Here is an 11,478-nt window from a genome sequence, read left to right on the forward strand (position 1 = left end):
ATTTCTTGGGCATTCGTTCATTTCGCTAATCAATTCTAAGCTTTTCTTTGTTTGAAAAAGTCCTACCCTCGCGATGCCATCGTCCTGATGGCCGCTCGGATCGGCACATCCTGTGCCGAATTACGTACTTTTTCAAAGTCGAAAAGCTAAGAATTGCTAAAGCTCATGAAAGAGCCTTTTGAAATCCATTCATGGGGCTTTTTCAAAATTTAACTAATAAGTAGGTTTGTCAACAATCTAAGAGCTTATAAATTTAAGCCTCTATTAATTTAGATAGTATATCAGAAAATGTTTTGGATTTTTGAACAAAAAAATATATGAATAATGTGTAACATAAATAGAAAAAACTTTTTAAATTGGTATAATAATATTTTGTGAGTATACGTTTAGAGGTGAAAATATGCTGGCCAATATGGTATTGGAAAAAATAATTGATAAAATGCAGAATGCATTTGCATACCATAAAATTATTTATGATGAAAATAAAAATCCAGTTGATTATGAGTACATATATGTGAATAAATCCTTTGAGGAATTAACTGGTTTAAAAAAGCAGGATGTTATAGGATCAAAGGTGACAGAATTGATTCCTAATATAAAGGAGAGTAGCTTTAACTGGATTGAATATTATGCAAAGATAGCAGAAAACGAAACAGAGGACCATATTGAGCAATATTTTGATTTATGGGATAGATGGTATAGAATTGATGTGTTCTCTCCCGAAAAAGGCTACTTTGCTACCTTGTTTAATGATATTACAGATATAAAGAAGACCACAGAATCCTTAAGAGAACAGAAGGAAGTTTTAAACCAGATAACAGAAAATTTAGAAGAAGCAACATTTTTACAAGATGTTAAGACCAAAGAGGTTATATATGCAAGTACAGCCTTTGAAAAAATTTATGAAATGAGTATAGAAGAGATGAAGAAGGATGTACAAAGGTGGAAACAGATAGTTCATCCTGATGATTATGAAAAAGTACAAAAAAGATATAATATGGATGTAACTCTTAAGGAAATGTATGAAAAGGGTATATTTGTAGAAAAGTTTAGGATTATAACTAATTCAGGAAAGTTAAAGTGGATTAAATCAAAGTTTTTGCCTATAAAAAATGAACAAGGTGAAATAATAAGAGTTGTTGGAATAGAACAAGATATAACAAGGGATATTGAAAACAAATTAGAAATAATTAGGCAGAAGGTAAAGGCAGAAAATTTAGCAATGAGGGATTATTTAACTAATCTATATAATAGACGTGCCTTTTTCCAGTTGGCTGAAGAAAGATGTAAAAAAGCAAAATGTAAAGATAATAATTTAGTTTTGGTAATGGCGGATATAGATAAGTTTAAAAGTATAAATGATAATTTTGGTCACGATGTTGGAGATTTAGTATTGAAGAATTTTGCAGATGTATTAAAATCTTCAGTTAGGGAAAATGATTTGGTTGCAAGATTTGGTGGTGAAGAATTTATAATTCTTTTAAATGACATTGATGTGGAACAGGCCTATAAAAGAATTGAAGAAGTTAGAAAAAGAATAAGTGAAACAGAAATAACGGTTTTAGATAAAAAAGTTAGGTATACTGCAAGTTTTGGAATAAGCAAAGTGAATTGTTGTGGCTTTAAATATTTTGATGAAGCAATAAAAAAAGCAGATATAGCCTTATATACAGCAAAAGAAAATGGTAGAAATAGAGTTGAAGTAATAAATTAAGTTTAATTTTCTAAAAATATATATTTAAAACATTGGTTAAATTTGCTAAAATATAGTTGATGATTTTATTTGGTCTGGGGTGTTTAAAATGGAGGGTGAATTCTTTAGACGGATAGTTAGCCGTATGCAGAATGCATTAGCATATCATAGGATAGTCTATGAAAATGGACAAGCTATAGATTATGAATTTGTATATGTAAATAAAGCCTTTGAAGAGTTAACGGGACTTAAAAAAGATTACATAATAGGTAAAAGAGCAAGTGAAATTAAAGATAATCAGTTTGTTGTATGTAATAAATTAAAGCTTTTCTCAGAAGTTGCAACAAATGGAACAGAGGATAAAATAGAACAATACTTTGATGTATGGAAAAGATGGTATAGCATAGATGTATTTTCACCAGAACAAGGGCATTTTGGACTTCTTTTTACAGATATAACAGATATAAAAAACTTAACATCAAGCCTTTCAGAGCAAAAGGAAGTAATGAAGCAGATTACAGAAAACTTAGAGGAAATAACATTTCTTATGGATGTTAAAACAAAGGGGATTATCTATACAAGCAATTCTGCAGAAAAATTTACAGGAATACCTATAGAGGCTTTCTATGCAGATTCTAATATATGGTTGTCGTGTATCTATAGTGAAGATAGGGACAGGGTTATAAACAGGCTTCAACTCATCAAATTGATTGATTACTTTAGATATTATAATACATATATTGAAGAGTTTAGAGCAGTGGACTGCAAAAAACAGATGAAATGGGTAAGGCTAAAATGTATGCCTATAAAAAATGAATATAACGAACCAACTCGAATAGTTGGTATCATTCAGGATATTACTAAGGAAAAAAATGATAGAAATGAAATAATTAAGGCAAAGCAAAAAGCTGAAAAATTAGCTATGTTTGATTACTTAACAAGGGTGTATAATAGAAGAGCCTTTTTTGTACGTGCAAGGGAAGAGTTTTCAAGGGCAAAAAGGTTAAAAAAACCAGTAGCTGTGATTTTAACTGATTTAGATAAGTTTAAAACTATAAATGATACCTATGGACACGATGTGGGAGATTTAGTATTAAAGGATTTTTCTAAAACAATTAAGAGTGCTGTTAGAAAATATGATGTTGTAGCAAGATTTGGTGGAGAAGAGTTTGTAATTTTATTAAGTGGTGTTGACCTTGAGGATGCATATAGGAAGGCTGAGAATTTAAGAAGAGTAATTGAGCAAAATAGAGTATATTCAAAGAAATTTAATTTACACATAAATTATACTGCAAGTTTTGGTGTTGCATCCTTTGAGCCAAGAAAGGATTTAGCATTGGAAGATTTAATCACAAATGCTGATAGGGCATTATATAAGGCAAAAAATTCAGGTAGAAATAGGGTAGAATGCTTATAAGGACAGGTTGGAAGTATCCTAAGACTGGTGAAAAAGTTATGAATTGATTAGCCCTATGAAGGATTTCTTATGCATTCGTTCATTTCGCAAAGCAATTCTAAGCTTTTCTTTGTTTGAAAAAGTCATACCCTCGCGATGCCATCGTCCTGATGGCCGCTCGGCTCGGCACGTCCTGTGCCGAATTACGGACTTTTTCAAAATCAAAAAGCAAGAGTTGCTAAAGCTCATGAAAGAGCCTATTGAAATCCTTTCATGGGGCTTTTTCAGATTTTATCTAATAATTAGGTTTGCCAACAATTTTAGGACAGTTTGGGACTGTCCTTATTTTTCTATATTTTCATATGCTAAATTATTAGGAAATTTAGAATTAATTCTTTAAATTTCTAAAAAATGTGGTAAAATATAAATTGACATAAACTTTCCCCTATGCGTTTATAATTATTTTTTTTTGCATAGGGGCTTTTTTTATCTCTTTAAAATTTTATTCAAAATTTAGAATAAATTTATAAATGATATTTTCTGAAAAATATTGACATTTGAAATAGTTTGTACAATAATATAATTAAGAAAACCTTTTCTATAAGGGGGAGTTATTATGGAAACTACAGTTTTAGATGTTGACTTAAGAAAAGAATATTTATTTGAGGGAAATGATGAGGGGTGTCTTGTAATTCACGGGTTTACAGGAACTCCAGCAGAGCTTAGGCTTCTTGGAGAAAGGCTGCATTCAAAAGGATATACTGTATATGGTGTAAGATTAAAGGGCCACGGAACAAATGTTGAGGATATGGAGAAATGCACATATAAGGATTGGATAGATTCTGCAATTGAAGGATACAATCTTTTAAAGAAAAGATGTAAAAAGATTCACGTAATAGGCCATTCTATGGGTTCACTTTTGGCACTTTACATTGCTGAAAACTATGAAGTTGATAGCGTCTCGGCTTTAGCACCGCCACTTTTTAATAAGAACAAAGCTGCTAACTTTGCATTTATTATAAAGTACTTTATGCGTTATAGTGAGTGGGAACCAAGAGAGAGACCAGAGGAAGAAATGAAATATTTACTTGGGTATAATAAGGTACCAATAAAGTCTGTTGATGAGTTTAATAAGCTAAATAAAGTAGTAAGGAAGAATCTCTCAAAGATTGAGGCACCACTTTTAATAGTTTATTCTACAAATGATGAAACAGTTGAACCAAGGAGTGCAGATTATTTAAACAACAGTGCAAAAAGTAAATTAAAGAGAATATGTAAATTAGAGAAGTCAGGTCATAATATAACAGTTGAGTGTGAAAGAGAAGATTGTTTTAAGGCCGTTTTAGAATTTTTATCTGAAATAAAATAAGGGGGATATTTTTATGAAGAAGAAGTTTGTTCCATATATTGTTGGACTTCCTAATTTGGGGGTTGGTCTACTTTGGGCTATGAATATGTCGGTTATTCCTTTGTTTGTAGCAAAACTCAATGTTTCAAATGCACAGCAAGGGCGTTTAATTTCAATGGGTGCCTTTACGGGTATATTTGTTCAATATTTAGTTGGTCTTTTAAGTGATAGAAGTAACTTTAAAATGGGAAAGAGAAAGCCGTTTATGATAATGGGTTCAGTTCTTTCGGCGTTATTTTTAATACTGTTACCTTATACCAACACATATATGACTGCCTTTATGTTAGCATTTTTATTCTATTTCTTCTTAAATTTTTATCAAGGTCCGTATTATTCATTGATTCCAGAGGCTGTAGATGAAAAGGAGCTTGGACTTGCAAATGGTTTTGCAAGAGTTGTAAGTGTAATTGGTAGTGCAATAATATTTATGTTAGGTCCAAGTCTTTGGGAAAAGAACTATAAATATCCATTTTATCTTGGTGCAATTTTAGGCCTTGTTACTGTTGTAATAACTGTATTCTTAGTTCGTGAAGATACTTCAAAGTATGAAAAACCTAATAAGGTTTCCTTTGATTTTATAAAGTTCCCATCAGTATTAAAACTATATCTTTCAGTATTTATGGTTTATATGTCCTTTGGATTTATTACGCCTTTCTTTGTAAAATATTGTACAACAAACTTAAATATATCAAACTCAGATGCTAATAATGCTCTACTTATATTAACACTTGCTGGTGCTGTATTTGCAGTTCCTATTGGAAAGCTTGCGGATAAAATAGAAAAGAGAAAGGTTCTTTTACTTGGTGTTGTATTATTTGCACTATCCCTTGCATTAGGTACATTCGTAAAGAATAAGGCAGCACTATTTGTTATGATGACTGTTATTGGTATTGGATTTATAGCAATTCAAATAACAACTTATTCTATACTTGCAGAGATAGTTCCACCAGAAAGATTAGGTGAATTTATGGGTATGATGAATCTATTTATATCATTACCACAATTTTTAGCAAACAATATAATGGGATTTATGCTTGATAAGTTTGGATATGGAGTATTTTTCCCAACTGCAGCAGTAGCAATGGTTATAGCAGGATTAATAATATTAACATCAAGATTCAATAAATATATAAGTAAAGGAATTTCATCATCATTATAAAAAGTTGGGCTTTTAGCCCAACTTTTTTACTTTAGCACCACTAACTTTTTTCCATCTGATTCTAATATTTGAATTTTATCTTGTTTCAAAAGAGAATCAACTATACCTTTAACCATTTTTTTTGAATCAAGAACTGTCATTACTTTTCTACTCCAAAACACTTTTGCTGTAACACCTTCTATCTCCCTTTCAAGTTCTTTATATGTAGCAGATTTGTTTTTAGATAGATACTTTAATATTTTATCCCTGCATTTTATGTATAATTTGCTTGTTAACTCAGTAGGCAGATAATATTCCTTTGCACGTCCATATATGATTAAAAAAGCTGTAATTAGAGCGATTGATAATACATAAATTACGTATTTCATAATATTCCTCCTTTAAACTATAGTCATAATAAAAAGTGACTATAATTTATTTGTTAATAGGTTCCACATTGGTGTTAATATCAATGTGGAACCTAACTTAGTTAATCATAGACTTTTAGTTTTATTAATTTGTTTTGGTTGTTTTTTATCTTTAAATACAAAGTAAGCTAAACTTAAAGCAACAAGTAGGAATAATATTAGAGCACCCCATCTTTCGAAAACAGGATTCTTTAAACTAAAATCTACATCAAAATATGCAAAGAAGGCTAAAATAACACCCATTAAACCTTCACCAGCAATTAAACCGGATGAGTAGAGTATACCCTTTTCTACCTTTTCTTTGCGTTCACCTTCGTCTTTTATCTTCTTGTCTACTATGCCTCTTACAATTCCCCCAACCATAATTGGAGTTGACAAGCTAATTGGTAAATATAGTCCTATTGCAACAGGAAGTGATGGAATCTTAAATAGCTCAAGCATTAATGAAACAAATACACCCATAAATACAAGGTTCCAAGGAAGGTTTCCATCCATAATACCTTCAATTACAAGTTTCATAAGAGTAGCCTGTGGAGCACTTAATTCCTTTGAACCAAATGTATATGCCTGATGAAGCATAATTAATATAAATCCTATTATAGCAGCTGAAGCAAGAACTCCAATTAGTTCTCCAATCTGTTGTTTCCAAGGAGTTGCACCAACAAGATAACCTGTTTTTAGATCCTGTGATGTATCACCAGCTATTGCAGCAGCAGTGCAGACAACAGCGCCGATAATTAGAGCAGCAATCATTCCTTCTTTACCATTATATCCAACTGCCTTTAGTATAACTGTTGAGAAAAGAAGTGTAGCAATAGTCATACCTGATACTGGGTTTGAAGAGCTTCCAACGAGACCAACTATTCTTGAGGAAACAGTTACAAAGAAGAAACCGAAGATAGCAATAAGTATAGCACCCCATATTTTAACAGGAATTTGAGGAAGTACCGCCATAAGTACTATTAAAATAATTATACCAGCTATAACAAATTTGGGGTTAAGATCTGCATCTACTCTTTCAATTACACCTTGAGCTTTCTTACCATATCCCTTCATTGCTTGTCTAAATGAATTTACAATTGTAGGTATAGCTTTGATTAAGCTAATTATACCTCCGGTTGCAACTGCACCAGCACCGATATATCTTATATAATTTTTCCATATACCTCCAATACCAAGTTCTTTAATTGGCACTGAAGCTGGGAATATTGGATCGTTAATGTATTGACCAAAGAAATATATTGCAGGAATTAATACAAGCCATCCTAAAATAGCACCACCGAGCATATATGCAGAAATTTGAGGTCCTACTATAAAACCAACACCAAGTAGTGCAGGATATACGTCCATTCCTACCATAGCACCTTTATATTTTGGGATTTCAAAATCAATTGAAGTTGGGAATAACATAAATCCATCGCCAGCAAGCTTATAGATAAGTCCAACTAATGCACCAATAAATACATAGATTGCACCTGTTCCGCCTTCTTCACCTGCAACTAAAACTTCAGCACTGGCAACTCCTTCTGGATATGGAAGTTTTCCGTGTTCTTGTACTATTAAATATCTTCTAACAGGAATCATAAATAGAACACCAAGAGCACCACCAACAAAGGTTAATATACCCATTGTTAAAACGCTTGGAGCTTCCCCCCATAGGAATAGAGCAGGAATTGTAAAAATAGCACCTGCAGCAAGAGATTCACCAGCTGAAGCTATTGTTTGAACCATATTGTTCTCAAGTATTGATTTTCTTCTTAAAATAACTCTAACAATTGCCATAGAAACAACAGCAGCTGGAATTGAAGCAGAAACAGTCATACCTACCTTAAGTCCAAGATATGCGTTTGCGGCACCAAATAGAGCTGAAAGTAGAACACCAAGGATGATTGATAGTACTGTGAATTCAGGCATCTTCTTTTCTGAAGGAACATATGGTACATATTTTTGTCCATCTTTTAGTCCGTATGCCCCATCAGGAAGCCCTTTTCTTGACATAAAAAACCCCTCCCCATTTTAAGATTTTTATATTAAAATTTTATTTCTATAAATCTATTTTAATTCCTTCTAAATTTTTACTTAACTTTTTTTAACAAAATAAAATGTGTTTATTGTTTGAATTAAGATTATGGTTTAAAATTTAATAGGGGTGATTTAGATGCTAAAGAGCTTTATAAAATACTATAAACCACATATTGGACTTTTTATATTAGATATGGTTTGTGCGGTTTTGATTGCGGCAACTGACCTTATATATCCTATGATAACAAGAAGAATGATAAATAATATAATTCCTTCTAAAAACATATCTTTAATCTTGAATATTGGAATTGTACTTCTAATTCTTTATATATTAAGAATGTTATTTGAATATATTGTAGGATATTATGGACATGTTTTAGGTGTAAGAATGGAGTATGATATGAGAAGGGATATGTTTTCTCATATACAAACATTGCCGATTAGTTATTTTGACAATACAAAGACAGGGCAGATAATGTCAAGGATTGTAAATGATTTAAATGAAATATCTGAGCTTGCACACCACGGACCAGAGGACCTTTTTATTTCAACTCTTATGATACTTGGATCATTTATTCTACTATTAAGGCTTAATGTAAAGCTAACCCTAATAGTATTTACTATAATACCTTTTATGATATACTTTACAATTGTATATAACTCCAAGATGAGAAGAAACTTTAGAAAAATAAGAGAAAGCTTAGCGGATGTAAATAGTAGATTAGAAGATTCAATATCAGGTATAAGAGTTGTAAAATCCTTTACAAATGAAGAATATGAAATTGATAAATTTGATGATGGTAATAGTCAGTTTAAAAAATTAAGAACAAAGTCTGTAAAATACATAGGAATACTTCACGCTGGGATTAACTTTTTTTCAAATATATCAACTCTTTCTGCACTAATTGCAGGTGGATACTTTGTAGCAAAGGGACAAATTGAAGTAGGAGATTTAGTTGCTTATCTACTCTATATAGGTCAATTCTTACAACCTGTAAAGAGATTAGCACAGTTTGTTGAGCAGTATCAAAGAGGAATGGCTGGATTTAAGAGATTTTATGAAGTTATGAATACAAAGCCAGACATTTTTGATAATGAAGATGCAGTTGAGATAAAAAATGTAAGAGGAAAGGTTGAGTTTAAGAATGTTAGTTTTAGTTACAACAATAAAAATACAGTTTTAGAGAATATTAATCTTAAGGTAAATTCAGGTGAGAGTATTGCTATTGTTGGTCCATCTGGTGTTGGCAAAACAACACTTTGTAGTTTAATTCCAAGGTTTTATGATGTGGATAGTGGAAGTATTTATGTTGATGATATAAACATAAAGGACATAAAACTAAAGTCTTTAAGGCAAAACATAGGTATTGTTCAGCAGGACGTGTTTTTATTTGCAGGGACAATACGTGAAAATATAGCCTATGGTAAATTAGATGCAACAGATGAGGAGATAATAAATGCAGCAAAGGCGGCAAATGCCCACGATTTCATAATGGAGCTTGAGGATGGGTATGATACATATATAGGAGAGAGGGGAGTTAAACTATCAGGAGGGCAAAAACAGAGGATATCCATAGCAAGGATGTTTCTAAAAAATCCACCGATTTTAATATTAGATGAAGCTACATCATCCCTTGATAATCAGAGTGAGGCTATAATTCAAAAGTCAATAGAAGAACTATCAAAAAACAGAACAACCTTCATAATAGCACATAGGCTTGCAACTGTAAAGAAGGCAAAGAGAATAATAGTTTTAACTGAAAATGGAATAGAGGAAGAGGGAACCCATAGTGAGCTTATGGAGAAAAAGGGAGTTTACTACGAACTGTATAAGACACAATTTGAATAGGATAGTCTTATGCCTATCCTACAGATTGTTAACAAACCCACTTGTATACTAAAGCATGAAAAAGCCCCATGAAAGGATTTCAAAATGGCATATTTCATAAGCTTTAGCAATTATTGCTTTTCGACTTTGAAAAAGTCCGTAATTCGGCACAGGACGTGCCGAGCCGAGCGGTCATCAGGACGATGGCATCGCGAGGGTAGGACTTTTTCAAACAAAGAAAAGCTTAAAATTGCTTAGCAAAATGAACCGATGCCCAAGAAATCCTTCATGGGGCTAATCAATATATAACTTTTTCAACAGCCTGATAGGATAGTCTTATGCCTATCCTAATGCTACATCAAGAACCATCATTACTATAAAACCTATTAACGTCATAATGCTTATAAGTCCTTCGTTTCCTTCCGACTGTGATTCTGGAATAAGCTCCTTTACAACAACATAAATCATTGCACCGGCTGCAAAGGATAGGGCATAAGGTAGTATAGCCCTTATATACACAACAAGATAAGCACCGATTACAGAAGAGATGGGTTCTACAAGAGCAGATGCCTGACCATACATAAAACTTTTAAAGGATGACATCCCTTCTCGTTTTAATGGCAGAGAAACTGCTGCACCTTCTGGAAAGTTTTGTATTCCTATACCAATAGCAAGAGAAACCGCTGCAGCAAGAGCAGCTGCACTATACCCAAAGTTTAAGGCACCAAATGCAACTCCAATTGCAAGGCCTTCAGGAATGTTGTGTAGTGTTATAGCAAGTATAAGTAAAAACATTCTTCTCCAAATATTTTCTTCTTCTGTTTCTTTTTTGTGTATTTTACCAGCAAAAAAATCTGTTAATCTAATAAACAAGCCTCCAAACAAAAAACCAAATGCAGTTGGGAAAATAGGGTTATATCCTAATTCATCGGCGAGTTCTATTGCGGGTGAAAGAAGTGACCAAAAGCTTGCTGCAATCATAACACCTGCTGCAAATCCCATCATACTATTTAAAATTTTTTTGTTGACATCCTTAAAAAAGAATACAATAGATGCACCAAGAGCAGTTATAAGCCAAGTAAAAAGTCCTGCTAATAGTGCAAGTAATAAAGGAGAAAAATTATTTAATGCATTCAAAATACCACCCCCTATTAATTTAGAATATTTAGAAGGGGTGGTTTTTGTTACACAAAAAATAAAAAGCAAAGAGCACATAACAATCTACCTTGCACCAACATAGATGGTTTATTACCCAACTGCAATCTCTCGACTGCAATAGAGCAGTTCGCCACCTAAGTTGATGGTTCGTTCGACTATAAAGGATATCTAATTAGCTATATACAACCTTTCGGCTGTATATAACCAAGCTTCGTGTGGGCCCCAACACGAATATCAACACCCTTTATAATCTTAGCTCGACCCTTTAGGATAGATTGGAACCATATTATAATCATATGATGAATATACGACTATAATATAGCTTTTCTCAACCCTAAAGAATCTTCCCTCCGACTATATATAAGCCCAAATAAATGGACCTATATATAATCTTTGGTCGACCTATA

At 32.4% G+C, this 11,478-nt stretch carries 8 protein-coding genes; 5 read left to right on the forward strand and 3 right to left on the reverse strand.

All coding sequences use genetic code 11. From position 1 onward, the window contains the following. Nucleotides 1–400 precede the first annotated feature (400 nt). The 4 genes from JG776_RS11485 to JG776_RS11500 all read left to right on the forward strand — a co-directional run bounded on the left by JG776_RS11485 (nt 401) and on the right by JG776_RS11500 (nt 5,656). Nucleotides 401–1,714, forward strand: coding sequence for a diguanylate cyclase (locus JG776_RS11485; RefSeq protein WP_291967652.1), 1,314 nt, complete (start codon nt 401–403; stop codon nt 1,712–1,714). Between the two features lie 88 nt (nt 1,715–1,802). Next, a complete protein-coding gene (locus JG776_RS11490) occupies nt 1,803–3,110 on the forward strand; it encodes a diguanylate cyclase (protein WP_291967654.1) in 1,308 nt (435 codons plus the stop codon). 595 nt (nt 3,111–3,705) lie between these two features. Beyond that, nucleotides 3,706–4,458 (forward strand): alpha/beta fold hydrolase, encoded by a 753-nt coding sequence (locus JG776_RS11495; RefSeq protein WP_291967656.1) that lies wholly within the window; start codon nt 3,706–3,708, stop codon nt 4,456–4,458. A gap of 13 nt (nt 4,459–4,471) precedes the next feature. Further along, complete coding sequence (locus JG776_RS11500) at nt 4,472–5,656, forward strand: MFS transporter (RefSeq protein WP_291967658.1); 1,185 nt, start codon at nt 4,472–4,474, stop codon at nt 5,654–5,656. 26 nt (nt 5,657–5,682) lie between these two features. Here the strand turns inward: JG776_RS11500 and JG776_RS11505 are convergent, their stop codons facing one another. Together JG776_RS11505 and JG776_RS11510 are read right to left on the reverse strand one after the other, a co-directional pair. Continuing rightward, nucleotides 5,683–6,024, reverse strand: a complete 342-nt coding sequence (locus JG776_RS11505; protein WP_291967660.1) for a hypothetical protein — start codon at nt 6,022–6,024, stop codon at nt 5,683–5,685. A 105-nt stretch (nt 6,025–6,129) separates the two neighbouring features. After that, on the reverse strand, nt 6,130–8,061 hold the full coding sequence (locus JG776_RS11510) for an OPT family oligopeptide transporter (protein WP_291967661.1): 1,932 nt from the start codon (nt 8,059–8,061) through the stop codon (nt 6,130–6,132). A gap of 160 nt (nt 8,062–8,221) precedes the next feature. Between JG776_RS11510 and JG776_RS11515 the strand changes: the two genes are divergently transcribed. Further along, nucleotides 8,222–9,934, forward strand: coding sequence for an ABC transporter ATP-binding protein (locus JG776_RS11515; RefSeq protein ID WP_291967663.1), 1,713 nt, complete (start codon nt 8,222–8,224; stop codon nt 9,932–9,934). Between the two features lie 321 nt (nt 9,935–10,255). Here the strand turns inward: JG776_RS11515 and JG776_RS11520 are convergent, their stop codons facing one another. Continuing rightward, complete coding sequence (locus JG776_RS11520; protein WP_291967665.1) at nt 10,256–11,050, reverse strand: ZIP family metal transporter; 795 nt, start codon at nt 11,048–11,050, stop codon at nt 10,256–10,258. Between the last annotated feature and the right edge of the window lie 428 nt (nt 11,051–11,478).

It is taken from the genome of Caloramator sp. (assembly GCF_020054765.1).
Taxonomy (GTDB): domain Bacteria; phylum Bacillota; class Clostridia; order Clostridiales; family Caloramatoraceae; genus Thermobrachium; species Thermobrachium proteoclasticum.

Coding starts and splice junctions, on each gene's coding strand:
- JG776_RS11495 (WP_291967656.1), top strand. CDS start 3,706: ATGGAAACTACAGTTTTAGATGTTGACTTAAGAAAAGAATATTTATTT.
- JG776_RS11485 (WP_291967652.1), top strand. CDS start 401: ATGCTGGCCAATATGGTATTGGAAAAAATAATTGATAAAATGCAGAAT.
- JG776_RS11505 (WP_291967660.1), bottom strand. CDS start 6,024: ATGAAATACGTAATTTATGTATTATCAATCGCTCTAATTACAGCTTTT.
- JG776_RS11510 (WP_291967661.1), bottom strand. CDS start 8,061: ATGTCAAGAAAAGGGCTTCCTGATGGGGCATACGGACTAAAAGATGGA.
- JG776_RS11490 (WP_291967654.1), top strand. CDS start 1,803: ATGGAGGGTGAATTCTTTAGACGGATAGTTAGCCGTATGCAGAATGCA.
- JG776_RS11515 (WP_291967663.1), top strand. CDS start 8,222: ATGCTAAAGAGCTTTATAAAATACTATAAACCACATATTGGACTTTTT.
- JG776_RS11500 (WP_291967658.1), top strand. CDS start 4,472: ATGAAGAAGAAGTTTGTTCCATATATTGTTGGACTTCCTAATTTGGGG.